Here is a 24,203-nt window from a genome sequence, read left to right as displayed (position 1 = left end):
TGTCAAAAGAGCCAAATGCAGATTAAAAAAACACGCCCGAAGGCGTGTTCAGTGAGGCAGCGCACGCAGTCGCACCGATGCGTGCGCTTTTTGGGCTTACAAACCGATCAAACCGCCGTCTTTGCGGGTGATCACGATGGTGGCTGAACGTGGGCGACCGGCCACGCCGTAGCCTTGGTTGCCAGGCCACACACTCTGTGGGGCACCGCCTGAAGACTGGGGCTTGGACAATTCGCCAGGGTGCTGGATGTTGACAAACAAAGTTCGGCCATCAGGGGTTTCGGTGATGCCCGTCACCTCTGCGCCCTTTGGGGCCACCAGGAAGCGGCGCAGTTTGGCCTCTCCCAAAGCCGCACCCAAGAAGGTTTCTTGCGTGCCGGTTTGCTCGACACCGCCCACCACCATCTTGTTTTTAACGGTGACTTTGCCGCCGTCACCCACCTGGCCAGGAATGGCGGCCAGCATCATGCAGTTGGTTTCATCCGTGAAAGCGCCGTCGTCCGTCTGGATCCAGCAAATGCCAGTGGCCTTGCTGAACCACAGGCCATCGGGTGAAGAAAAGGCATTTTTGGCAGTCAAGCCCGACAAGTTGACATCGCCTGAGTCTTCTTCTGCGCCAAACACAAAGATGTCCCAGGCAAAGGATTTGGCTGAGGCTTGATGGCCTGACTCTTTGAAGCGGATGATGTGGCCGTTGGGGTTGCCCATGCTTTTCACGCCGTCCATGTCCATGTAAGCACGCGGGTTGGCTAGGTCGGTTTTGGCAGGCGTTCGATTGGCGGCGCTGTTGTTGGTCAATGCGAAATAGATCTCGCCGTTGCGGTGGTTGACAGCACCCCACTCCGGACGGTCCATTTTGGTGGCTCCCACAGCATCGGCCGCATAACGTGCATTGACCAACACATCACCTTGGTTGGCAAATTTGTAAGCACTGTGATTGGCAATGCGCGGGTCAGCCATCGTCAACTCCAACCACTCACCCTGGCCCGAAGCGTCAAAACGGGCAGCGTAAAGCTTGCCTTCACTCAGGTATTTGTCACCGGCCACCAAGCCGCCACCGACATCGCGTGGGTCCCACAGGGCGGTGGTCACAAACTTGTAGATGTACTCGTTGCGCGAATCGCAGCCTATGTAAAACGCCAAGGGTTCGCCAGCTTTTGGCACACCGCACACGGCCGCTTCGTGCGCAAAGCGGCCCATGGCCACGCGCTTGGCGGGTGTGGCGTTGGGGGCCAAGGGGTCAATCTCGACGTTGAACCCAAAAGTGTTGGCTTCGTTGCGGAAATCTTTTTCAGCAGTAGCGCCCACTGCCGCCAAATTCCAACGCGAAAAGCGGTCGTCTGTGCCCGACACGGTGTGCCAGCCTTGCCCTGCGGCCTTTGCCACGCCTGCCACCGGGGCCGCAGAGGCCACGCCATAACGCTTGAGCGAAGCCATTTCTTTGGCTGAGAAAGCCGAACCACCCGCTGTGGTTTGAAAGTAATAAGCCCAGTTTTCTTCACAGCCCAAATAAGTGCCCCAAGGCGTTTTGCCATGGCCGCAATTGTTCAGCGTGCCACGGGACATGGCCCCAGCCGTGTCCCAACGGGTGGTCATGAAGCCGCGAATTTGCGCGATGTGAGCGCGTGGACCGCTGATGCGCACTGGCGTTTGCGGCGTGATGCGGCGGTTCAGCGGTGAGTCTTGCTGAATGCGCCAACCTTGCGGGCTCTTGACAATTTCGACCACACTCACGCCATGCAGGTTGATCTCTTTGAGCACTTCCAGCTCAGGGCGGGCGCCCAAATCCCAGTCCCCAAACTGGGTGAATTTTTTGCCACTGACCTTGTTGGAAGTCTGGCCATTCGGGTGCAAGAAATGCGAGTCGGCCGAGCTTTCGTGGTTCACGCACAGCACGGCACGCGCAGTTTCCTTTTCGGAGTACCGGCCATTGGCATCGATGTAATAAATGTCCATGCCATCGTGGTGATCACCCACCCTGCGCGACCAATCGTCTGACTCCAGGCCTTTGTTGGAGTAAGCGGCCAAGGCTGAATCGAGCGCATCGCCCGTGGCGTGCAACACGCTGTACTGGTAGCCGGGTGGCAGCATCACGTTGTCCAGCAGGCTTTTCTCAACGGCAGCAAAACCCAAAGCAGATGGCGAAGCAGCCAGGCCCGCAGTCAAGGTGGCACATCCGGGCAGCATGGCCAAGCCCGCCAAACCCAAACCACCGCGCAACAGACCACGACGTGCCGGGTTTTGCAAGGATTGGGCCAAGACATCCTGGAAATGGGGGTTTCCAGAGGTGTTGAAGACGGGGTCGTGATCGTGGTGGGACATCAAAGAACTCCAAGTGGAAAAGTACCATTTCAGGTCTTGTCCGTGACATTTTGATGGCGCAATTTTAAAACTTTAAAGACATGCCAGCACCGGTGAGGCAACGGCGGGCTTGTCATTCAACCGTCACAAATTCATGGCACAGTCCAGACCATCACATTTCCAGAACCATTGAAAGACAAGCCATGAAAGTCGGTATCAACGGCATGGGCCGAATTGGCCGTTTGGCCTTGCGTGCGGCCATGGGCGCTGCTGAGCGCCAACAAGATGACCCGCGCGCAGGCAACCGCCTGGAAGTGGTACACCTGAACGAACTCAAGGGTGGCGCAGCGGCCACCGCGCATTTGTTGGCGTTTGACAGCGTTCAAGGCAAGTGGCGCGAACGCATCGAGGCCGAGGGTGACCGCCGAATCCAAATCGGGGAGCGCAGCTTGGGCTTTTCTCCGCACGCCAACCCAGCCGATATTCCTTGGGGCGACTTGGGCGTAGACCTGGTGCTGGAGTGCACCGGGAAGTTTTTGACCCCTGAAACGATTCAAGGCCACCTGGACCGGGGCGCCAAGCGTGTCATCGTGGCCGCTCCCGTGAAGGTCGGCGATGTGCTGAACATCGTGGTTGGCATCAACCACACGCAATACAACCCTGCCAAAGACCGCATCGTCACGGCTGCATCGTGCACTACCAACTGCCTGGCTCCGGTGGTCAAAGTCGTACACGAAGCCATTGGCATCCGACACGGCCAGATCACCACCATCCACGACCCAACCAACACCAACTTGGTGGTCGACGCGCCGCACAAAGACCTGCGCCGCGCCCGCAGCGCCATGGTCAGCTTGGCCCCCACCACCACCGGCAGCGCCACGGCTATTGCTTTGATTTACCCCGACCTCAAGGACAAGCTCAATGGCCACGCGGTGCGTGCCCCAGTGCTCAACGCCTCACTGACCGATTGCGTGTTCGAGATGAAACGCGAAATCAGCGCCGAAGAAGTCAACGCCTTGTTTGCTGCCGCAGCCCAAGGCCCGCTGGCCGGAATTCTGGGCTACGAAACGCGCCCTCTAGTCAGCGTGGACTACGCCCGCGACACACGCAGCGCCATTGTGGATGCGCTGTCGACCCTGGTGACCGATGGCACGATGCTGAAGATCTACGCTTGGTACGACAATGAAATGGGCTATGCCTGCCGCATGGTGGATCTGGCTTGCCACATGCACGAGGTGGGCATCTGAGATGAATGCTGCAGAACGCCATTACGGCATCGTTACTGCCGCCTATTGGGGCTTCACCCTGACCGATGGCGCTTTGCGCATGTTGGTGCTGCTGCACTTTTACAAGCTCGGCTATTCGCCCTTTACGCTGGCCTTTTTGTTCTTGCTCTACGAAGGCGCGGGCGTTCTGGCCAACCTGATCGGCGGCTGGCTGGCCACCCGCTTTGGCATTGCCCGCATGCTCACCGTGGGCCTGGTCACACAGATCATCGGCTTGGGATTGCTCTCGGCCCTGCAGCCCGATTGGACAGCCGCCATGTCGGTAGCTTGGGTGGTGTTGGCGCAAGGCGTGTGCGGGGTGGCCAAAGACCTGACCAAAACCGCGAGCAAGTCGGCCATCAAGATCACACAGGCACAAGCCAAAGACCAAAGCAACGGGCAACTCTTCAAGTGGGTGGCCTGGTTCACGGGCAGCAAAAACGCCATGAAAGGCTTTGGCTTTTTCTTGGGCGGGTTGCTGTTGGAGACCTTGGGTTTTCAGGGCTCACTTTGGGCGATGTCAGGCCTCTTGACTTTGGTGCTGGTGGGCGTGGTCACCAGCTTGCCACCCATGATGGGCAAGAGCAAACCTTCGGGCTCTGCGAAAGAGCTGTTTGCCAAAAACCCAGGCATCAACGCATTGGCGGCCGCTCGCGTGGCTTTGTTTGGCGCGCGTGATGTGTGGTTTGTGGTGGGCGTTCCGGTATTTTTGTACTCGGTGGGCTGGACCTTCACCATGGTGGGTGGCTTTTTGGCAGCCTGGACGATTGGCTACGGCTTGGTGCAGGCCCTGGCCCCGCAACTGGTTAGACGCAGTGCCGATGGCCTGAGCAGTGAAGTGCCTGCGGCAAGGTGGTGGTCCGCTGTACTCACGCTCATTCCGCTGGGCATCGCCGCAGCCATGTACCTGGATGTGCCACAGCTGCAGTGGTGGGTGGTGGGAGGGCTGAGCCTGTTCGGCTTTGCCTTTGCCATCAACTCGTCGGTACACAGCTATTTGGTGCTGGCCTACGCAGGCTCCGAAAAATCAGCTGAAGACGTGGGCTTTTATTACGCAGCCAATGCGCTGGGGCGGTTTATGGGCACCTTGCTCTCGGGCTTGCTCTACCAGTGGGGTGGGCTGATGTATGCGCTGCTGGGCTCGGCGCTGATGCTGCTCTTGTGCTGGCTGGCCACGCTGCGTTTACCCATGGGCTTGCTTACGCATACGCCCACATCAGAGACCACACCATGAACCCCATTTCTCTTTTCAACGTCATGGACGAAGACGTGGCTGTCAAGGCCCTGGCTGCTTTGGCGCAAAGCTCGCGTCTGAAAGTGTTCAGGGCCATCGTCGGTGCCGGCCCTGAGGGCATTCAGCCCGGCCAACTTTCTGTGGCGCTGGATGTGCCAGCCAACACGCTCTCGTTTCACCTCAAAGAATTGCACCACGCGGCCTTGGTCAGCGTGCAACGCGAAGGCCGATTTTTGCGCTACCGCGCTGACCTCGGCGCCATGCGAAGCCTGATGGACTTTTTGACCGCGCATTGCTGCCAGGGCATGCCCTGCGATGACATGCCTGTTGTAATCGGCGACACCGCCAATTGCTGAAAGTGGTGTGCCGGCTGCATAGGTTCAAAAACTGTCCCGCGTTGGGTATGACATTTCATGAGGGCCACAAGCCTGACAATTTGCATTGGCGTCATCAAAACTTCACACCACCGTCACATAATCTGAATCTTTCCTGCCAACAACATTTTCTGCATGCAAACCAAGTCCCTTTACGCTGCCATTGACCTGGGCTCCAACAGTTTTCGACTCGAAATTGGCCAAATGGATGCAGGACAACTGCGGCGGGTGGAGTACATCAAGGAGACCGTGCGCCAAGGCAACGGCCTGGACGCAGAACGAAACCTGACCCAAGAAGCCATGGAAAGAGGCTGGGATTGCCTGGCACGCTTTGGTGAGCGCATCGCCGGCTTCAAGCCCAACCAAGTGCGTGCCGTGGCGACACAAACCCTGCGCGAGGCACGCAACCGCGATGTCTTCCTGAGCACAGCCAAACGCATCCTGGGCTTTCCGATTGAGGTGATCGCGGGCAGAGAAGAGGCCCGCTTGATTTATCTGGGGGTTTCGCACCTCTTGCCTCAGTCAGATGAGCGTCGTATGGTGATCGATATTGGGGGGCGCTCCACCGAAATGATTTTGGGCCAGCGCGAAATTGCCAGCACCTTGGCGTCTTACCGGGTGGGCAGCGTGGGCTGGTCGATGAAGTATTTTCCGGACGGTTTGTGGACATTGCAGGCCTTCAAAGCGGCTGAAATCGGGGCCAAGGCGGTCCTCGACGAAGCCCATGGCCTGTTCAACAACAGCCATTGGGACAAATGCTACGGCTCGTCTGGCACCGTGGGGGCCGTGTCAGACATATTGAGCGCCTCCGGTTGGCCTGCAGATCAAATCACGCGTGAAGGTCTCGCCTGGCTGAAAGACCGCTTGGTCAAAGCCCAGAAATTGGACAACCTGCGACTTGAAGGGGTCAAAGAAGACCGTAAACCCGTCATTGGAGGGGGATTGGCGGTGTTGCAGGCAGTCTTTGATTTGCTGCAAATCGATGTCATGCACCCCGCACAAGGCGCACTCAGGCATGGCGCACTGTATGACTTGATCGACCGAGAAGGTATTCAGGATGTTCGGTCGTCCATGGTGGACTGGCTGGCACAACGTTTTGGCACCGACAAGTTGCAGGCCGAGCGGGTTTCACGAACAGCCCAAAACCTTCTGGAGGCATTAATCCCCAGCACACGGGATGCCCCCATAGGAGAACGCCAGCGTTATTTGCAAAAACTGCATTGGGCTTGTCAGCTGCACGAAACCGGCATGCGCATCTCACACAGTGATTACCACAAGCACGGCGCTTATATTCTGGACAACACCGACCTGCCTGGCTTCACCCTGAACGAGTTGCACCGCCTGAGCCAATTGGTACTTGGCCACCGGGGAAAATTGCGCAAACTCGAATCCGAAATGGAGGACGCCAGCTTTGTGCAACAGCTCATGGCTCTGCGGCTCGCAGTCATTTTGTGTCACGCACGGCGAGACCCCGACCTGTCGGGCCTGAACATGGCGTGTGATTCATTGCGACGCACTGCGCACCTGAAAATCAACAGCGCGTGGGCTGAACTTTGGCCTCAGTCGGCGCACTTGCTACGGGAAGAAAAAGCCGCCTGGCAAAAAACGGACTGGACCTTGCATGTTTCAGTGATCTGAACCATCAAATACACGTTGCATCTTGTATTTCAATGTGATCGGCGGGCAAAGATGGCATCACGCCAATGTCTTGTCATGTTCATCACAACGGTATAAACTGTATGCACCGTTATTTTTTGAGTTTTAACCACCATGAACTTGACACAAAGTGCTTCAAAAGCATCCTCCCCTGTGGACACCCAAACCAACACCCCCAGTAAAAAAAGGCCTCGTTCAGGCGCCCTGAAAAAGTCAACAGCAGCCCCAACACCAGGCAAAGTGGCCAAGACGCCACAACGCAAAAAGCCACTGACTGTCGCTTCTCCAGTCAAAGCACTCGTTTCCAAAACAGCCAAGTCAACGGCTGTCAAAGCCCCTGCCAAAACCACACGCACTGCGCCTCAAAAGCCTGTTGTCAAAAAACCAGCTGCTGCGCCTGCCAAACCCTTGAAGGATAAAAAAGTCAAAGTGGTTCGTGACAGTTTCACCATTCCAAAAAATGAACTTTTGCAAATCAGCGAAATGAAAAAACGCGCCTTGGGCCTGAGCGTCGAGATCAAGAAAAGCGAGCTCATCCGCGCGGGCTTGCAGGCACTCGCCAGCATGCCAGACGCCTTATTCAAGAAAGCCTTGGCCAGCGTTCCGACCATCAAGACCGGACGACCTGCCAAGGACTGAGCCATTTCACAAACGCTCTGGCGAGGTGACAGCCAGCAAAACAGTGTGGTTTGCGCCTTCCCGAGTGCGGTTGCGCAACCACCAAACAGCCCCTTTGCGAATGGCACATGCTGCTGTGGGCATTTCCAACAATTGGGCAATGACACCCCCCAGCGCCGGCTGATGCCCCACCAGCAAAACGGGGTACTTGGCGTTGGGCCAGCCCGCTGTTTCCAGAACATCCTGGACCGATGCACCGGGCGACAAGGCATCGCGCACCTTGTATTTCCGGCCCAAGGCCCGAACTGTTTGCTCAGCCCTGACGGCAGGGCTACTCAGGATGCGGGTACCTTGGGGCAACTGGCTTTCAAGCCAGACCGCCATGCGTTCGGCTTGTCGGCGCCCACGGGGCGTCAAGGCCCTTTGCATGTCTTCTTCAGCAAGCTCTTCATCATGGGCTTCGGCATGGCGCCACAACATCAAATCCATCGCATTCAATCCTGGCTTGTGGCGGCGCCGTAGCGTTGCATCAGGGCACTTTGAGCGCCGTGACCAGGTGCAGTCAAGCCGACCCGGTGATATTGACCGTCTGCTGCCAGTTCCCAGGCGTCGCGGCCATCGTGCAAATAGGCTGTCAGACATTCATCGATGATGCGCTGGCGCAAAACCGGATCGAGCACAGGCCAGGCCAACTCGATCCTGCGCGTCATATTTCTGCTCATCCAATCGGCACTCGACAAATACAGTGATTCGTCCTGGTCAGCGCAAAAATAAAACACCCGGGAATGCTCCAGAAAGCGGCCGATGACCGAGCGTACCCGGATGTTTTCGCTCAATCCCGCGACACGTGCGGGCAACATGCAAGCCCCCCGCACGATCAAGTCAATTTTTGCCCCTTTTTGCCCCGCTTCCAGCAAGGCCTCGATCAAAGGCAAATCGGTCAAGGCGTTCATCTTGATGACAATGCGGCCAACTGCACCACGCGCCGCAGCATCTCCCACTGCTGCAATACGCCTTTGCATATCGTCATGCAACTGAAAAGGCGCCACCAACAAACGTTTCATTTTGGGCAACCGACTCTGGCTGGCCAGATGGCTGAACAACTGATCCATGTCGGCAGTGATGTCTGCATCCGCTGTGAGGTAGCTGATGTCGGTGTACAGCGATGCGGTTCGGCGGTTGTAATTGCCTGTCGACAAATGGCCATAACGTCGCAGATACCGCCCTTCGCGGCGAGTGATCAGCAGCATCTTGGCGTGGGTCTTGAGGCCGACGATGCCATAAACCACCTGCACACCAATCGCCTCCAGCTGTTCAGCCCAGTTGATGTTGGCCTCTTCATCAAAGCGCGCCTTCAGCTCCACCACCGCAGTGACTTCTTTGCCCCGGCGCACTGCCTCACGCAGCAAATCCATCATGGTTGGATCGCTGCCCGCGCGGTATATCGTCTGCTTGATGGCCAGCACATTCGGGTCCATGACCGCCTCGCGCAAGAACGCCAGCACGCCATCAAAACTCTCAAAAGGGTGGTGAATCATCACGTCACCCTCTTTGAGCCGCGCAAACACCGACCCATGTTGCGGCAATTGCGCAGGAAAACTGGCCTCGTAAGGTGGGAACAGCAAATCAGGCGCAGCGATCAAATCAATCAGTTGCATCAGGCGCACCAGATTGACCGGCCCATTGACCCGAAATACCGCATGCTCAGGCAGTTGGAACTCCTTGCGCAAAAACTCCATCAATCGGGGGGAGCAATTGGCCGACACTTCGAGCCGCACGGCTTGACCGTAATGCCGATGCTGCAGGCCTTGTCGCAAGGCCATCCGCAAATTCGCAATTTCGTCTTCATCCACTGCCAATTCAGAATGGCGCGTGACACGAAATTGAGAAAACTGGCCCACTTCACGCCCTGGAAACAATTCAGCGAGGTGCGCCCGAATCACACTGGACAGCATGACAAATGCGGTGGTGCCGTCACACACCCTGGCAGGCAGGGGAATCAGCCGGGGCAAGACACGGGGAACCTTGACAATGGCAATCTCGTTCGACCGCCCGAAAGCGTCTTTGCCCGACAACTGGACGATAAAGTTCAGGGACTTGTTGGCCACCTGCGGAAAAGGATGCGCAGGGTCCAAACCGACAGGGAGCAGTAAAGGCTGCACTTCACGCTGAAAATAACTTCTCACCCATTGCCGCTGCGCCGCATTGCGTTCGCCGTGCGACAGGATGCGAAAACCCTTGCGTTGCAAAGTGGGCAGCAAATCGTCGTTGTACAGCGCGTATTGGCGAGCCACCATGGTGCTGGTTTTTTCGGCAATGGCGATCAGGCTTTCTTGTGTGTACGGACCTGCTTTCAAGCCCTGCAAACTGCCCATCACATGCGGCTCGGCACGCACCTCAAAGAATTCATCAAGATTGGATGACACGATGCACAGGTAGCGCAAACGCTCAAGAACAGGCACTTCAGGGCGGTGGGCCCAATCGAGCACACGCTCGTTGAAAGCCAGGATACTCAGATCCCTGTCCAGCAAGACATGGCGGTCGTCTGCAGATGAAGTTTCGACTTTTTTGTGAACCATGGCATTGTCTGAATGAATTGAACTGTCAGTATAAGAAGCTACCGTGTCAATTTGATGACAAGCTTATTAATCAAAGCTTCCCTTCATGACCCAATGCGGACCGACACCAAGTTCGATACAAAAAGCTCAACGGTCTTGGGCCAACCAAAATTTTCAGCGCGCAGACGTGCCTCGATCCGGTCAACCAACAAGGACTGCAACACTGCAGTGTGCAAGTCTTCCGACAAAACACCACCGACCGCATGCCCCTTCCCATCCCCAAGCACTTGCAAAGGCCCGTCTACCGGGTAGGCAGCTACAGGCGTGCCGCAGGCCATGGCCTCCAGCATGACCAGGCCAAATGTTTCGTTTCGGGAGGGAAACACAAACACATCGGCTGCGGCATAGACCCTTGCAAGATGCTGGCGTGGCAAAACACCCATCCACAGCACATCTGGATATCGCGCCTTGAGTTGCGCCTCCAGGGGGCCGACGCCACATACAATTTTTGTACCTGAAAGTTTCAAGTCCAAAAAAGCGTCGATGTTCTTTTCGTAAGAAACCCGCCCCACAAACAACGAAAAGGGGCGGGGTAAGTCTTCCAACTCAGGTATGTCGAGCGGTTTTGCATGGTGTGCAAACAAAGACAAGTCAACGCCGTGCGTCCAAGGTTTGAGCGACTTGAACCCGCGGCTTTTCAGCATATCGAGTACGCCTTGCGTTGGCACCATCACGCCCGAAGACGGGCCATGAAAGTAGCGAAACAAGCCGTAACCCAAAAACAAAGGCACACGCAATGCTGCCTTGAGAATTTCCGGAAATTTGGTGTGGAAAGCGGTGGTGAATGGCCAACCCATTTTGAGGCAATGTTTTCGAGCCGCCCAACCCAAGGGACCTTCTGTCGCAATGTGCACAGCGTCAGGCTGCAGTGCATCGAGCATTGCCGCCAGAGATTTGTAGGGCCTTACCGCCAAGTCGATGCCCGCATAGCCTGGGCAGCTCCGGTTTTTGAAAAGACCGGGATGCACCACAGACACATCCACACCCAAAGGCCCAAGAGCTTGCACCAACTCGTGCAAAGTGGTAACCACCCCATTGACCTGAGGGTGCCAGGCATCGGTAATGAGCGCCAACTTCATGCGGCCACCGCCACAAGGTCAGCAGCTCGTTTTAATGGCAAATTTTTGGCACCCCACCTGATGATCTCCAGGCGCCCATCCGCATGCTCCACAAGGGCTGTTCGACTCTCCACCCAGTCGCCATCATTGCAATAAAGAATGCCATTGACATCGCGAATTTCGGCATGGTGAATGTGACCGCAAACCACACCATCAAATCCACGCCGTTGTGCCTCTTGCGCCACGGCTACTTCAAAATCACTGATGAAATTGACGGCTTTTTTGACCTTGTGCTTGAGGAAGGCCGACAAAGACCAGTCATCCAGTCCGATGCGCGCCCTGAAGCTGTTGAGGTGCCGGTTCACCTTCAGGGTCAATTCGTAAAGCCAGTCGCCCACATAGGCAAGCCATTTGGCACACTGGATCACACCGTCAAAATAATCACCATGCACCACCCACAATCTGAGGCCTTTGGCTGTGGTGTGAGCCGCTTCGTGCAGCACTTCCACACCACCGAAAGCGTGACCCACAAAATGCCGGGCAAATTCGTCGTGGTTACCCGGCACATAAATGACACGGCAGCCCTTGCGCGCCCTGCGCAGCAATTTTTGCACCACATCGTTGTGACTTTGTGGCCAGAACCAACGCCTGCGCAACTGCCAACCATCCACGATGTCGCCCACCAAGTACAACATATCGCTGGGGTGGTGTTTCAAAAAATCGAGCAAGGCCTCTGCCTGAAAACCAGGCGTTCCGATGTGCAAGTCTGATATGAAAATAGCCCGCAGGCGATTTCCATCCGCCGAAGAGTCATCGTCATCGTCAGTTTGTTGTCGTCCTTCAAATGCAGTGACTTCAGTCACCAAGGTCTCATCCATGCCTGCGTACGAGGTCTTGAAAAGGGCATTGCATGGCGGTGCTTTGTGCCCTGCCATCATTTGGTACCGGCTGAAAAATGCTTGCGGTAACGTGCAGGCAAGTCGGCGGTACGCATCATCATCGGCAAGTCGGCCGTGTTGAAATCAGGGTCCCAAGCCGGCGCCCCCAAAACCTTGGCACCCAACCTCAAATACCCCTTGATCAGTGCCGGTGGCTCGATCGTCAAGTCATGGTCCATCAAATCAATCGGCAACGGCAAACGTGGACGCACATGGTGTTGAATGTCTGCCAAGTGGGTCTGCCGAAGTTGACGCCACATGCTGGCCGCCGCGTTCCCATTGATCACTCCGTTGTGCAGCATCGGAATACTGGCGCAACCGATCATGGTGTCAAGACGGTTGCGGTCCATGAATTCGAACAAGGCCCCCCACAAAGCCATGATGACGCCACCCTGTCGGTGCTCGGCATGCACGCAGCTTCGACCCAGTTCCACCATGCGTTTTCGCATACTGCGCAGGCGGGTCAAATCAAATTCGGTGTCGCTGTATGTGCTGCCAACGCGTTGTGCCTGCTCGGGTGTCAAGACGCGGTAAGTCCCGATCACCATGCCCGATGCACTGTGACGCACCAACAGATGCTCACAGTAATCGTCAAACAGGTCGATGTCATGGCCAGGCAGTTTGGTGGAAAGACGTGCGCCCATTTCCGTACCAAAAACGTCAAATCTCAATTTCTGGGCTTCACGCACTTCATCTTGATGTTTTGCCCAAGTGACCTCAATGGCCCCTTGAGTGCGACGCGGCAAAAAATCCACAGAGGGATGGCCTTGCGCTGAATGAAGTGGTCCTGCGGGTAAGTTGACAGGCGTCAATGAAAACGTGGGGTTTGACAACTCTTTCATGACCATTTCTCCTTCAGATCAATGGCGCAATGATCCAAAGGAACGATGACATCAAAAAGTAGATGGCGTTAAGTTTTTATGACACGGTCTACTTTGAGACTTGACTGCCCAAGCTTTAAAGCAGCGTGAACCCTTCCTCTCAGTTATTTGCCCAAACCGATTCATAAGCGTTTCAGCCAGTCAAAAAATTGCTTTTGGACTCAGGCGAAAAAAGTCTGGTCAATGCGCCGTGAGCACCCACCACCCCAACTTAGGCGACCATTGGATACAGCGTGTCAGTTGGCCCTCAAGGCCTCGCTCAATTGGTCCACTTGATTGGCCCATTCGGCATCTTCCTGCAACGTTTCGCGTAAAAAATCGGCTTGAGCAGGCGTCCAGAAATCGGCATCTGGCAGCGCAATGTGTCCCGGCAAGGGACTGTGAACCTGGATGAACTTCGTAATGCTTGCAACGTCACTGGGCAAACCCAGCTGTGCAAAAAGTTCACGAAATGGATGGATGATTTTGTCCATGTATTTGCACCTTATTTTTCCAGAACATATTGCCCTGGTGCTTTGCACAAAGACGACAAGCCCATGTCGGGTGCTCCCATGGCTGGCAGAGGACCGGACTCACCCGAGTGGGCTTGCAGCCAAGCCAGCCAATGCGTCCACCAGGAGCCTTCGTATTGGGCTGCAGCCTGCAACCAGGCATCGGGTTCCAGATAGGGGCCATCGTGCAAACGGGTCAGCACTTGGTAGCTTCGCCCAGGCACACCTGGCGGGTTGACGATGCCCACGTTGTGGCCACCAGACGTCAATAAAAAGGTGGTGTCCACATTCGTCAGCAGGTGCAACTTGTGCACCGACCGCCAAGGCGACACATGGTCGCGCACCGTGCCAATGCCATAAATCGGACATTGAATCGCGGTCAATGCCACTGGTTTGCCGCATGCACGGTAACGCCCACTGGCCAGGTCATTTTTTAAAAACATTCGCCTTAAATACTCAGCATGCATGCGGTAGGGCAAGCGGGTGCCGTCGGCGTTCCAGGCCATCAGGTCAGTCATGGGCGTTCGCTCACCCAGCAAATAATCCTTGAGCAAGCGCGACCAGATCAGGTCGTTTGAATTCATCCACTGGAATGCACCCGCCAACTGGGTGCTGTCCAGATAACCCCGATCCCACATGATGTCCTCAAGATGTGCCACCTGGCTGTCGTCAATGAACAATTCAAGCTCACCGGGCTCGGAGAAATCGGTTTGTGCAGCCAGCAAAGTCATGCTGGCCAATCGGTCGTCAGCATCTCTGCCCATGGCTGCTGCAGCGATGGCCAGCAGCGTACCGCCCAGACAATACCCAACCGCATGCACTTTGTGTCTGGGCACCACAGCGCACACCACCTCTAACGCGTCCATCACACCCATTCGCAAATAATCGTCCATGTCCAGGTCACGGTCATCGGCATCTGGGTTGGCCCAGGACATGGCAAACACGGTATGCCCGTTATCCACCAGGTACTTGATCAACGAGTTGTGAGGTGATAAATCAAGAATGTAGTATTTCATGATCCACGACGGCACGATCAGCACAGGCTCGGGTCTCACCTGAGGGGTGACGGGGGTGAACTGAATCAACTCGATCAAGTGGTTGCGGTAAATCACTTGACCCGGCGTGATGGCCACGTTGCGCCCCACCTGAAAGGCTTCAGCACCTTTGGGAGGCTGACCTGACTGCCAGCGTTGAGTGTCTTCAAGCCAATTCACAAAGCCCTGACGCAAGTTGCCCCCCATGGTTTTTTCCGTACGTTCCAGCACCTCGGGATTCGTCATCACAAAATTGGCTGGAGACAACATGTCAAGGCATTGCCTGGCTGTGAAATTGACCACTGACTCGTGGTGCGGCGATACGCCTCGCACCCCGGTGGTGGCCTCATGCCACCATTGCTGTGTCAACAAAAACGACTGGCTGATGGCATTGAATGGCCAAGCTTGCCAGCTCGGGTGCGAAAAACGGGTGTCGTGCACCATCGGTTCTATGCACGGTTTGCAATCTTTTTTTTTGGCTTGGAACGCGTAGTTGGAAAGCTGCTGCATGCTTTGCACAGCCAACTGAAGCAACTTGAGTTGTTCAGCAGGATTCAGTGACAAATGGGTGATCCAATCGTCAAACGCCATGCGCAAGGACGCTGTCGATACCCCTCTCGTGAACGGCGATAACTGTGTATGGGCCCAGCGGTCCAGCATGGGGCCTGGCCGTGGGGTATCAACGGGAAAGGTGTGGCGAAAAATAGTCACCCGGTGATGCTAGACCGGACTGTGGCCCATGAACACTGACCTTAAGGTGTGTTTGCGTCCACCGATGGGTATCTGCCCATCGGCATGGTTAAAGCATCATGCTCAGTTGGAAAACAGAGTTTGGCGCCTTCGGTATGAAGAGTGCAGGCATCGGTTTAAGGCGAAATTGGCCCAGCATGGACGACACGCTGGCGCCACGTGGCATGAAGGGAACAGCCACATCGTCCAGGGTTTGCGATGCCAAGGCTTCTTGGAGGTGACGCTGAATTTCAGACTCCAGCACTTTCATAGGGTGTGAGTTGTCAGGGTACACCTCGTCAAAGCTGTGCACCACTTCAAAGTGTTTCACCACATCCCACAAGCTGATGTCTTCAGGGTTGCCACGAATTTGATAGCCCCCACCCGGACCGCGGTGGGCACGGATCAAACCTGCTTCGCGTAGCTCTTTGAGTATTGACTCGGTGTATGAGGATGACAGCCCCAAACCCGAAGCAATCTCTTCTGTCGTCACAGGCTCTATCGCTGAGCGTGAAGTAATGAAAACCGCAATATCGACGGCCTTGGCTGTTTTCTTCAGGATCATTATTTGCTCCACATTTGAATGGACATTGTATGGTTTAAACCATAAAAATCCATTCATAACCTATTTATTTTCTTAAAATTTCTATTTATACCGTAAAATATCTACTCAATACATAAACAAGACAATGACAAATACCCTCTTAAAAAGTCAGGTGCTTTATCGCATCGGCGTGGTTTCCAAGCTCAGCGGCGTGCCAGTGCCTACCCTGCGCGTCTGGCAAACGCGCTACAACGCTTTTTCGCCCACCACCACCCAAGGGCATCACAGGCTGTACAACGAAGATGATTTGCAAAAAGCCACTTTGCTGAAGTCACTCACGGGCCAAGGACATGGCATCAGTCTGATTGCGGGTTTGTCCGCCGCGCAATTGAAACAACTTCTGAACACAGTCACAAGCATTGCGAGCTCGCCAGCTCAGCAGCCGGCTCTGGCCAATGGCGCATGGGTGGTGATCGGTGCCAGTCTGGCCAGTCTGGCCAGTCGCCTGCAGTCTGAAACATTCAGCTCGGCAAGACTCGGGCAAGCCCTGCACATCCAGCGGGTCTGGCCCGATCTTGCCGAAGCGAGTGGCGCGCAACTGGACCAAGCCCCTGATGTATTGATGGTGTCGGTGAATGGCTTGAACGACAGCATCGCTGATCAGATTTTGGCCTTGTCTCAACAGTTGGCCGCGCGCCAAACCGTGGTGCTTTACAGCTTTGGGCAATTGAACGCCATCGCCAGGCTGGGCCGTGCATCTTTTTTGGTGCACCGTGAACCCCTGAACGACCTGGGCCTGACAACCATCATTCAGAGTGCACGGCCTTCGCTTTATGCCCCAACGTGGGTGGTGGAGAGTTTAGCCACGCCGATTCCCTCCCGCCAATTTTCAGATGTCGTTCTGCAGCGAGTGGCCAACATCCCGAGCCAGGTGATGTGCGAATGCCCTCGACACGTGGCCGAACTCATTGGTCAACTGGCTCAATTTGAAGACTACAGCCGCGATTGCCTGAACGAAAGCCCCAAGGATGCCGAACTGCACCGGCAGCTGAACACCATGGCCGCTTCAGCCAGAGCCTTGTTTGAAAAGGCACTGCTCATGGTTGCCACCCACGAAGGCATTTCATTGGCAGAAAGTGTTTGATTCTTTCAACAAAAAAATCAGCACATGAAACGCCATGTTGCCGCCACCCTGCTGGGGGTGCTCGGCGTCCTGATCATCGACAGCCACTTCGACTGGGTTGGACACGACAACGGAACCCTGCTGGAGGTCAACGGGCAGCAGTTTGACCCCAAAGGCTGGATAGCCGAGCACTGGCGGCAACTCCACCAAGACTGCCGCCCGGTGCACGACGACATCGCCACACCCACCAAGGCCACGGCAATTCTGCACACCATCCAACAACACAGCCTGCCTGACTCCTTGGAAGCCACATTGCTTGAACTGCACACGCAAGCCGAATGGGCCATTGCCGAAGTGGCTTTCAAAACCTTGAACCCCAGCATCGTGGTGTTACGCCAGACGCATGGCGATTGGAATATTCAGGAAAATGCCGTTTGGAGTGGTTCTACAGCGCCTTGGCTAGCCGCTGACTTTGTTCGCAGGTATCTGCGCCAACAGGCGCCGGATCTGCCCCGGGCTTTGTTGCATTGCGTGCCCATTGAAGGCAACCGCTACGCATTCACCGCATCAAGGACAGGGTTGTGACTTACAGAGTGGTCTGGTTCAAACGCGACCTGCGCCTGCACGACCACGCGGCGCTGGTGCATGCTGCCAACCAGGGGCCAGTGCTGTGCCTCTACATTGTTGAGCCAGGTCTGTGGGCGCAGCCCGATGCGGCTTTGCAGCACTTTGAATTTGTGAGCGAATCGTTGGCTGAACTGCACACCGAATTGCGCGCCTTGGGTGGCAGCTTGCAGGTGCGCACAGGGTCAGCCCTAGAAGTGCTGGCATCGCTGCATCTGGATGCACCTTTTGCCGAACTGGTCTCGCACATGGAAACTGGCAACGCTTTCACCTACGAGCGCGATCTGCAAGTGGGCGCATGGTGCCAAAGCGTGGGGCTGACATGGGCCGAGTTCGCGCCATTTGGTGTGGTGCGCCGCCTGAAAAACCGCAACACCTGGCAAGGCCGATGGGAAGCCCAAATGGCCAAGCCGCAAGAGGTTTTGCCAGCGCTGAAATTCTTCGATGCCCCTGAGCCCAGCGGCCCCGAGGTCATGACCGTACCTGATGCGCTCAAACACAACCCGGCACAGCGCCAACATGGTGGAAGAAGTCTGGCACTCGAAACCCTGCACAGTTTTTTGAATGCGCGGGCTCTGGGGTACCGGGGCGGGATTTCGTCGCCCCTGTCTTCACCCGATGCGTGTTCACGCCTTTCGGCGTATCTGGCTTGGGGCTGCATCAGCCTGCGCGAAGTTGTGCAAAGCACTCGGGCCACCCTGGATGTGTTGCCGCCACAAGCCCACCGGCACAGGGCGGGGCTGACCGGATTCATGAGTCGTTTGTATTGGCACTGCCACTTCATTCAGAAACTTGAAAGCGAGCCTGAAATCGAATGGCGCAACATGCACCGGGGCTATGACGGCCTGCGAGAAGACGGCTGGAACGATGCGCACTTTGAAGCCCTGATCTCGGCACGCACAGGCTGGCCCATGGTGGACGCCTGTGTGGTCATGCTGCGCGAAACGGGCTGGCTCAACTTTCGCATGCGGGCCATGCTGGTGTCGGTGGCGGCTTACCCGTTGTGGCTCGACTGGCGGCCCGTGGGCCAGTGGCTGGCCACCCAGTTTCTAGACTACGAACCCGGCATCCACTGGAGCCAGCTTCAAATGCAATCGGGCACCACTGGCATCAACACCACCCGGGTGTACAACCCAGTCAAGCAAGCGCAAGACCATGACCCCAAAGGAATCTTTGTGCGCCGCTGGTTACCGCACATGCGGCGCGTACCCGATGCCTGGCTGTTTGAGCCCTGGCGCATGCCCACCGAAGTGCAGCGCCAGTGCGGACTGACCGTGGGCTGTGAGCCGGATGCCGACGTTCCCATGCCCGTAGTGGATTTGGCCCAGGCCACCCGCACCTCCAAAGCCACACTGCATGCGCGCCGGGCTGAACCTGGTGTGAAAGCCGGCAAAAAAGCCATTGTCGAGAAACACGCCTCTCGCAAACACGGCAGCGGGCACCAACGCGACGTATTCACACGCGACAGCGACGCCCCCCAAACCAGCCGCAAAAAAGCGATCAAGTCCTCTGCATCCAACACCCCAACCAGCCAGCAACTGGGCTTTGATTTTTAATACCATGCGCACCACGATTTTCTGGTTTCGAAGCGACTTGCGCCTGCATGACCCACGCGCATTGCTGCAAGCGGCGCAACAAGCAGATCGCTTGCTGCTGGTGTACAACCACGACCCCGTGCAAGACGAACCCACGGCCTGGGGCTTTCGGCGCATGGGTGCACACCGCAGACGATTTGTGGCCGACAGCCTGCAAGACCTGATCGCATCGCTGCAAGCCCTGGGCCAACAATTGGTCTTGCTGCATGGCCCTGCCCATGAGGCTTTGGCCGAGTGCGCCAGGCGGGTGCAGGCGCAAGCCATCTTTTGCGAAGACATTGCCGCCCCCGCAGAACAAGCCCAGGTGCAAGCCTTGCGGGCCTCAGGCTTCACGGTAAACACCGTGTGGCAGTCGAGCTTGCTGGAACCCGAAAAACTGCCCTTCAGCGTGCTCGATATGCCGCAAGTCTTCACTGCGTTTCGCCAGCGCATTGAAGCGGCAGGTGTGCTGCCCCTGGCACCGCTGGCAGCGCCCAGCCTTTTGCCGCCCCCGCCTGAACTGGCCCCGCTCAACGCCCTGCCAGGATGGACCGACAACCCCCGGGCCCTGCTCCAGGTGGACCAGACCTTGGGCTCGGATGATCGGTCAAATTTCCCCTACCACCTCCCCCGTTGCCAAGGCGGCGAAACCAGCGCTTTGGCCCATTTGCAAAGCTACCTGACGCCCCCCTGGCCCGATCGGTACAAGCAAACCCGCAATGCCTTGCAAGGCCGGTACACCAGCACCCACTGGTCGCCATGGCTGGCCACGGGTGCATTGTCAGTGCGCACGATCTGGGCGGCATTGCAGGCGTATGAGCAGCAACACGGCGCCAACGACGGCACTTATTGGCTTTGGTTTGAGTTGCTTTGGCGTGACAACTTCAGATTTTTACACCTGCAACACGGCCGCCAGCTTTACGCGGCCCGGGGCTTGTCAGAGCTTGCCCGACCCTCGCACTTTCCCAAAGACTTTCAACGCTGGTGCGATGGCAACACCGGCGAGCCCATCGTGGATGCTGGCATGCGAGAGCTGGCCAGCACGGGCTATACCTCCAACCGCATGCGTCAGATAGTGGCCAGCTATTTGGTGCACGACCTGGCATGCGACTGGCGCTCCGGCGCAGCCTGGTTTGAATCGCAGCTGGTGGACTTTGATGTGTACAGCAACCAGGGCAACTGGCTGTATGTCTCTGGCCGTGGCACCGACCCGCGTCAGGGCCGGCGATTCAACCCTGCCAAACAAACCCAGGACCACGATCCGCAGGGGCGTTACCAAAAGGTCTGGCTGGCCAGATGAGCGACGGCCGAGACACCACTTATAATCCCTAGCATGTACCTGATTCAATCCTGGGGCGATAACTTGCTCCTGCATCCCCTGGCGATTTGGCGCAACTGGCAGTTGCCCGCGTCTCAAGCCACATAACTGCGCCTACAAACCCTATGCCCAAAAACGCAACCGCCATGTGGGGCGGCGTCTTCTTTTCCCTGGCCGCCGGGATGATGTGGGGACTGGTGTTTGTCGGTCCGCTGATGCTGCCCGAATACCCCGCTGCGCTGCACACATTTGGCCGATACCTTGCTTTTGGCCTCATCGCCTTGCCACTGGCCTTTGTGGATCGCGCCGACATCCTGCGCCTGACCCGTTCAGACTGGCTGGCGGCACTCAAGCTGGCAGCGATTGGCAACGTGCTTTATTACCTGTTTCTGGCCAGTGCCATCCAGCGTGCCGGAGGCGCCTTGCCCACCATGATCATTGGCACGCTGCCGGTGGTGATCGCCATAGCAGCCAACTTGCTCAACCATCAGCGCGACGGGCGTTTTCCTTGGCTGAAACTCGCACCACCGCTTGCACTCATTTTGCTGGGCATTGCCTGCGTCAACCACGTGGAGTGGACGGCGTTGCTGCAAAACCCCCATGCCGATACCACGCGATACATCACGGGCGCGGTGCTGGCCATAGGCGCTGTGGTTTGCTGGACTTGGTATCCGCTTAAAAATGCCGACTGGCTGCGCGGCCACCCCGACCGCAACCCCCGCGTGTGGGCCACGGCGCAAGGCCTGGCCACCTTGCCGCTGGCCCTGCTGGGCTATGCCGCTTTCTGGTTGTGGACGAGCGCAACCAACGACCCGCTGCCCATGCCGCTGGGCCCACGGCCGCTCGAATTCATCGGCCTCATGGTGGCCATCGGCCTGTTCGCATCCTGGCTGGGCACGCTGTGCTGGAACGCCGCCAGCCAGCGCTTACCCACTGCTCTGGCCGGGCAACTCATCGTGTTTGAAACCCTGGCTGCGCTGGGCTACGCTTTTTGGCTACGCGGCCAATGGCCGGAACCACTCACCCTTGCAGGCATTGCGCTGCTGGTGGGCGGGGTGATCGGTGGGGTGCGGGTCAAGGCTGTTTGACGGCGGTTTGAAGCCGGGCCATCACAGCAGCTAAAACTGCCGGCGCATCACCAAGCCCACGGAATGGCGGCCAATGACAGGCGTGAGCCCGTATTTGTCCATCCACCATGCGCCCAAAGCGGCCCCTGCAATGTGGGATGCCATGTCCAGGTAAGAGCTCGAGCGTTTGGCACCCTGTGAGATCTGGTAGCTTTCTGAAAGCACAATGCCTGCGCTGCTGACGGCAAAACCGATCCAAGCACGATTTTCAGAATCATCGTAAACGCGCGTGATCGCGCCCGCCAACAATGCGCCACCCGTGGCGTGGCTCAACTCGCTGCTCCAACCATCATTGGCTTGGCATGTGCCCATGAACCCGCAAAGCAGCACCACACAAAATGATTTCATCGCCACGCCACCATTCATGACAAGGTGCGCGCCCATCACATTTCGGATGGCTACACCAATTTCTCAGAATCACGCATGAATTTTCACGCCATTCGATGCTGTGACGCTGTGCGAAAGCACACAAAACAACAGGCTGATGAATTTGAGTGCGTTATGGGTGCTCGCTCCTTGCACTGGCTTCAATACACGGGCTGATGCTGCTTCAAGCTCGCAATAACATCCGCCGTCAGTGCAAACCCCGCACCATATTGCGCCGCCAGTTCAGCGCAGCGTTTGGCGAAAGCATCCACCCCCTGGGCGTAGATGAATTGCAAGGCGCCACCTGTCCACGCCGGAAAACCAATGCCGAAGATCGAGCCAATGTTGCCGTCGTGGACCGAGGTCAGCACACCTTCTTGCAGGCAACGTGCGGTCTCCACGGCCTGTCGATACAACAGTCGGTCCTTGATGTCTTGCAGCTTGTAATGCGCATCTGCTTTCTCGAAACGGGTTTTGAGTTCTGGCCACAACTGTTTTTTCTGGCCAGCGGGATAGTCATAAAAACCGCCGCCTGCGGCACGGCCCGCGCGTTTGATTTCTTTGACCATGCGCTCCACCAACAATTCGCCTGGCGTGGCCTGGTATGTTTTGCCCTCCTTGGCAAAGTCGTCCCGGGTCTGGTCCAGCACATGCACCGACAAAGACAAGGCGGTTTCATCCAGCACGGCCAGCGGCCCTACGGGCATGCCCACTTGCATGGCCAGGTTCTCGATCACAGGCGCAGGGATGCCTTCGCCCAGCATGGCCGCGCCTTCCATGACAAAAGTACCAAAGGTGCGGCTGGTGTAGAAGCCTCGCGAGTCGTTCACCACGATCGGCAGCTTGCCCAGCGCCTGCACATAGTCGTACGCACGGGCGATGGTCTCGTCATCGGTCTGTGCACCGCGAATGATCTCCACCAGCTTCATCTTGTCGACCGGGCTGAAGAAATGGATGCCCACAAATTTGTCGGGCCTGGTACTGGCTTGGGCCAAACCACCGATGGGCAAGGTAGAGGTGTTGCTGGCAAAAAACCCGCCCTCAGCCAGCATGGGCTCGGCCTCTTGCGTGACCTTGGCCTTGAGTTCGCGGTTTTCAAAAACGGCCTCGATGATCAGGTCGCAGCCCTTTAGGTCAGCAGCACTCGCCGTGGGCTGAATGAGCGACAACAGCGCCTGCTGCTTGTCTGCGGCCATGCGGCCTTTGTCCACGCGCTTTTGAGTGAGTTTCTGGCTGTAGGCTTTGCCTTTTTCCGCAGCTTCCAGACTCACGTCTTTCAACACAGAGGCAATGCCCCTGCTGGCTTGTGAGTAGGCGATGCCCGAGCCCATCATGCCCGCGCCCAAAATACCGACCTTTTTTGGCTTGTACCGTGGCACAGCTTGGGGGCGGCTGTGACCACCCTTGATGCTGTTCATGTTGAAGAAAAAGGTGTTGATCATGTTGCGCGCCACCTGACTGGTCATCAGACCCGCCAGGTAACGGCTTTCGATGCGCATGGCAGTGTCGAAGTCCACCATCGCACCTTCGACCATGGCAGCCAGTGCTGCTTCAGTTGCGGGATACAAGCCGCGTGTTTTTTGCTTGAGCACTGCCGGGGCCACGCTCAGCATGCCCGCTAATTTCGGGTTGCTGGGTGTGCCGCCGGGCATCTTGTAGTCCTTGCGGTCCCACACATGCTGGGACGCTTCAGGCTGGCCTTGCGCTGCAGCGATGTAAGCCAACGCACGGGTTCGAAGCTGCTCATCGCTGTCGACCAACTCATGCACCAGGCCCAACTTGACGGCTTCTTCGGGGCCAAACAATTGGCTCTCGAGCACATAGGGCTGTGCTGCCAGAAGGCCCAGCACGCGGGTCATCTTGGTGATGCCGCCACCACCCGGAATCAAACCCAGCGTGACTTCGGGCAAACCAAACTGGGTTTTGGGGTTTCGGGTGGCGATGAGGTGGTGTCCGATCAGTGCCACTTCCCAACCACCGCCCAGCGCCGAGCCATTCAGGCAGCTGACCACAGGAACGCCCAGTGTTTCGAGGGTTCGAAAGCTTTTCTTGATGCGTTCGATCTCGGCAAAAATGCGTGGGCCATCCGAAGCTTGCGAGCGCATCACGCCCTTCAGATTAGCCCCTGCAAAGAAAGAGGTTTTGGCCGAGGCCAACACGATGCCTGTCAAAGCAGCTTTGTCTTTGGCCGCTTGCTCGGCAGCTTGGGCCAGATCGCCCTGCCATTGCAGACACATGGTGTTGACGGGCGAGCCCTGCTCGTCAAAGGTGATGGTGGCGATGCCGTCGGCCAGTTCGTAGCGCAGTGTTTTCAAAATCATTGGGTGTCT

The 24,203-nt window shown here is 56.9% G+C and carries 21 protein-coding genes; 10 read left to right on the top strand and 11 right to left on the bottom strand.

Annotated elements, in window-relative coordinates:
* Positions 1–96 precede the first annotated feature (96 nt).
* Positions 97–2,322, bottom strand: coding sequence for a PhoX family phosphatase (locus B9Z45_RS10600; protein ID WP_108407187.1), 2,226 nt, complete (start codon positions 2,320–2,322; stop codon positions 97–99).
* 182 nt (positions 2,323–2,504) lie between these two features.
* On the opposite strand from B9Z45_RS10600, the gene B9Z45_RS10595 reads away from it, so the two are divergent.
* The 5 genes from B9Z45_RS10595 (at position 2,505) to B9Z45_RS17260 (ending at position 7,469) form a co-directional block, all read left to right on the top strand.
* Positions 2,505–3,548: an ArsJ-associated glyceraldehyde-3-phosphate dehydrogenase gene (locus B9Z45_RS10595; protein ID WP_108407186.1), complete on the top strand. Its 1,044-nt coding sequence runs from the start codon at positions 2,505–2,507 to the stop codon at positions 3,546–3,548.
* A 1-nt stretch (position 3,549) separates the two neighbouring features.
* On the top strand, positions 3,550–4,800 hold the full coding sequence (gene arsJ, locus B9Z45_RS10590) for an organoarsenical effux MFS transporter ArsJ (protein ID WP_108407185.1): 1,251 nt from the start codon (positions 3,550–3,552) through the stop codon (positions 4,798–4,800).
* A gap of 23 nt (positions 4,801–4,823) precedes the next feature.
* Positions 4,824–5,156 carry a helix-turn-helix transcriptional regulator gene (locus B9Z45_RS10585; RefSeq protein ID WP_108407204.1) on the top strand — a complete coding sequence of 111 codons (333 nt, stop codon included), beginning with the start codon at positions 4,824–4,826 and terminating at the stop codon, positions 5,154–5,156.
* 153 nt (positions 5,157–5,309) lie between these two features.
* On the top strand, positions 5,310–6,812 hold the full coding sequence (locus tag B9Z45_RS10580; RefSeq protein WP_108407184.1) for a Ppx/GppA phosphatase family protein: 1,503 nt from the start codon (positions 5,310–5,312) through the stop codon (positions 6,810–6,812).
* A 132-nt stretch (positions 6,813–6,944) separates the two neighbouring features.
* The gene (locus tag B9Z45_RS17260) at positions 6,945–7,469 is read left to right on the top strand and encodes a hypothetical protein (protein WP_108407183.1); all 525 of its coding nucleotides are present in this window, start codon (positions 6,945–6,947) and stop codon (positions 7,467–7,469) included.
* 6 nt (positions 7,470–7,475) lie between these two features.
* On the opposite strand, the gene B9Z45_RS10570 is transcribed toward B9Z45_RS17260, so the two are convergent.
* The 8 genes from B9Z45_RS10570 to B9Z45_RS10535 all read right to left on the bottom strand — a co-directional run bounded on the left by B9Z45_RS10570 (position 7,476) and on the right by B9Z45_RS10535 (position 15,762).
* Complete coding sequence (locus tag B9Z45_RS10570; RefSeq protein WP_108407182.1) at positions 7,476–7,937, bottom strand: histidine phosphatase family protein; 462 nt, start codon at positions 7,935–7,937, stop codon at positions 7,476–7,478.
* A gap of 5 nt (positions 7,938–7,942) precedes the next feature.
* Complete coding sequence (gene ppk1 / locus B9Z45_RS10565) at positions 7,943–10,027, bottom strand: polyphosphate kinase 1 (protein WP_108407181.1); 2,085 nt, start codon at positions 10,025–10,027, stop codon at positions 7,943–7,945.
* Positions 10,028–10,110: 83 nt separating this feature from the next.
* Positions 10,111–11,145, bottom strand: a complete 1,035-nt coding sequence (locus tag B9Z45_RS10560; protein ID WP_108407180.1) for a glycosyltransferase family 1 protein — start codon at positions 11,143–11,145, stop codon at positions 10,111–10,113.
* Entirely contained in the window at positions 11,142–12,002 is an 861-nt protein-coding gene (locus B9Z45_RS10555) for a UDP-2,3-diacylglucosamine diphosphatase (protein WP_233252169.1), read from the bottom strand. The genes B9Z45_RS10560 and B9Z45_RS10555 overlap by 4 nt, the downstream gene beginning before the upstream one ends.
* A gap of 56 nt (positions 12,003–12,058) precedes the next feature.
* Positions 12,059–12,904 (bottom strand): GNAT family N-acetyltransferase, encoded by an 846-nt coding sequence (locus tag B9Z45_RS10550; protein WP_108407202.1) that lies wholly within the window; start codon positions 12,902–12,904, stop codon positions 12,059–12,061.
* Positions 12,905–13,179: 275 nt separating this feature from the next.
* The gene (locus B9Z45_RS10545; protein ID WP_108407179.1) at positions 13,180–13,416 is read right to left on the bottom strand and encodes a DUF2789 domain-containing protein; all 237 of its coding nucleotides are present in this window, start codon (positions 13,414–13,416) and stop codon (positions 13,180–13,182) included.
* A gap of 11 nt (positions 13,417–13,427) precedes the next feature.
* Positions 13,428–15,128, bottom strand: a complete 1,701-nt coding sequence (locus B9Z45_RS10540) for an alpha/beta hydrolase (protein ID WP_108407178.1) — start codon at positions 15,126–15,128, stop codon at positions 13,428–13,430.
* A gap of 139 nt (positions 15,129–15,267) precedes the next feature.
* On the bottom strand, positions 15,268–15,762 hold the full coding sequence (locus B9Z45_RS10535; protein ID WP_108407177.1) for an Rrf2 family transcriptional regulator: 495 nt from the start codon (positions 15,760–15,762) through the stop codon (positions 15,268–15,270).
* 124 nt (positions 15,763–15,886) lie between these two features.
* Between B9Z45_RS10535 and B9Z45_RS10530 the strand changes: the two genes are divergently transcribed.
* The 5 genes from B9Z45_RS10530 (at position 15,887) to B9Z45_RS10510 (ending at position 21,468) form a co-directional block, all read left to right on the top strand.
* Positions 15,887–16,885, top strand: coding sequence for a MerR family transcriptional regulator (locus tag B9Z45_RS10530; protein ID WP_108407176.1), 999 nt, complete (start codon positions 15,887–15,889; stop codon positions 16,883–16,885).
* Positions 16,886–16,909: 24 nt separating this feature from the next.
* Complete coding sequence (locus B9Z45_RS10525) at positions 16,910–17,449, top strand: hypothetical protein (protein ID WP_108407175.1); 540 nt, start codon at positions 16,910–16,912, stop codon at positions 17,447–17,449.
* Positions 17,446–19,044, top strand: a complete 1,599-nt coding sequence (locus tag B9Z45_RS10520; RefSeq protein ID WP_108407174.1) for a cryptochrome/deoxyribodipyrimidine photo-lyase family protein — start codon at positions 17,446–17,448, stop codon at positions 19,042–19,044. The genes B9Z45_RS10525 and B9Z45_RS10520 overlap by 4 nt, the downstream gene beginning before the upstream one ends.
* Before the next feature lie 4 nt (positions 19,045–19,048).
* The gene (locus tag B9Z45_RS10515) at positions 19,049–20,362 is read left to right on the top strand and encodes a DASH family cryptochrome (RefSeq protein WP_108407173.1); all 1,314 of its coding nucleotides are present in this window, start codon (positions 19,049–19,051) and stop codon (positions 20,360–20,362) included.
* Between the two features lie 164 nt (positions 20,363–20,526).
* Positions 20,527–21,468 carry a DMT family transporter gene (locus B9Z45_RS10510; RefSeq protein WP_108407201.1) on the top strand — a complete coding sequence of 314 codons (942 nt, stop codon included), beginning with the start codon at positions 20,527–20,529 and terminating at the stop codon, positions 21,466–21,468.
* Between the two features lie 30 nt (positions 21,469–21,498).
* Here the strand turns inward: B9Z45_RS10510 and B9Z45_RS10505 are convergent, their stop codons facing one another.
* On the bottom strand, positions 21,499–21,855 hold the full coding sequence (locus B9Z45_RS10505; protein WP_158270410.1) for a hypothetical protein: 357 nt from the start codon (positions 21,853–21,855) through the stop codon (positions 21,499–21,501).
* Positions 21,856–22,034: 179 nt separating this feature from the next.
* Entirely contained in the window at positions 22,035–24,188 is a 2,154-nt protein-coding gene (locus B9Z45_RS10500; protein ID WP_108407200.1) for a 3-hydroxyacyl-CoA dehydrogenase NAD-binding domain-containing protein, read from the bottom strand.
* Positions 24,189–24,203: the final 15 nt, after the last annotated feature.

The organism is Limnohabitans sp. 2KL-17 (genome assembly GCF_003063415.1).
Classification (GTDB): Bacteria; Pseudomonadota; Gammaproteobacteria; order Burkholderiales; family Burkholderiaceae_C; genus Limnohabitans_A.
This window is presented reverse-complemented; position numbering and strand designations above follow the sequence as displayed.

Bases quoted from the DNA above. Each gene is read 5' to 3' on its own strand.
- B9Z45_RS10600 (WP_108407187.1), bottom strand. From the start codon at position 2,322: ATGTCCCACCACGATCACGACCCCGTCTTCAACACCTCTGGAAACCCC.
- B9Z45_RS10595 (WP_108407186.1), top strand. From the start codon at position 2,505: ATGAAAGTCGGTATCAACGGCATGGGCCGAATTGGCCGTTTGGCCTTG.
- arsJ (WP_108407185.1), top strand. From the start codon at position 3,550: ATGAATGCTGCAGAACGCCATTACGGCATCGTTACTGCCGCCTATTGG.
- B9Z45_RS10585 (WP_108407204.1), top strand. From the start codon at position 4,824: ATGGACGAAGACGTGGCTGTCAAGGCCCTGGCTGCTTTGGCGCAAAGC.
- B9Z45_RS10580 (WP_108407184.1), top strand. From the start codon at position 5,310: ATGCAAACCAAGTCCCTTTACGCTGCCATTGACCTGGGCTCCAACAGT.
- B9Z45_RS17260 (WP_108407183.1), top strand. From the start codon at position 6,945: ATGAACTTGACACAAAGTGCTTCAAAAGCATCCTCCCCTGTGGACACC.
- B9Z45_RS10570 (WP_108407182.1), bottom strand. From the start codon at position 7,937: ATGGATTTGATGTTGTGGCGCCATGCCGAAGCCCATGATGAAGAGCTT.
- ppk1 (WP_108407181.1), bottom strand. From the start codon at position 10,027: ATGGTTCACAAAAAAGTCGAAACTTCATCTGCAGACGACCGCCATGTC.
- B9Z45_RS10560 (WP_108407180.1), bottom strand. From the start codon at position 11,145: ATGAAGTTGGCGCTCATTACCGATGCCTGGCACCCTCAGGTCAATGGG.
- B9Z45_RS10555 (WP_233252169.1), bottom strand. From the start codon at position 12,002: ATGGATGAGACCTTGGTGACTGAAGTCACTGCATTTGAAGGACGACAA.
- B9Z45_RS10550 (WP_108407202.1), bottom strand. From the start codon at position 12,904: ATGAAAGAGTTGTCAAACCCCACGTTTTCATTGACGCCTGTCAACTTA.
- B9Z45_RS10545 (WP_108407179.1), bottom strand. From the start codon at position 13,416: ATGGACAAAATCATCCATCCATTTCGTGAACTTTTTGCACAGCTGGGT.
- B9Z45_RS10540 (WP_108407178.1), bottom strand. From the start codon at position 15,128: ATGCTGGACCGCTGGGCCCATACACAGTTATCGCCGTTCACGAGAGGG.
- B9Z45_RS10535 (WP_108407177.1), bottom strand. From the start codon at position 15,762: ATGATCCTGAAGAAAACAGCCAAGGCCGTCGATATTGCGGTTTTCATT.
- B9Z45_RS10530 (WP_108407176.1), top strand. From the start codon at position 15,887: ATGACAAATACCCTCTTAAAAAGTCAGGTGCTTTATCGCATCGGCGTG.
- B9Z45_RS10525 (WP_108407175.1), top strand. From the start codon at position 16,910: ATGAAACGCCATGTTGCCGCCACCCTGCTGGGGGTGCTCGGCGTCCTG.
- B9Z45_RS10515 (WP_108407173.1), top strand. From the start codon at position 19,049: ATGCGCACCACGATTTTCTGGTTTCGAAGCGACTTGCGCCTGCATGAC.
- B9Z45_RS10510 (WP_108407201.1), top strand. From the start codon at position 20,527: ATGTGGGGCGGCGTCTTCTTTTCCCTGGCCGCCGGGATGATGTGGGGA.
- B9Z45_RS10505 (WP_158270410.1), bottom strand. From the start codon at position 21,855: ATGAAATCATTTTGTGTGGTGCTGCTTTGCGGGTTCATGGGCACATGC.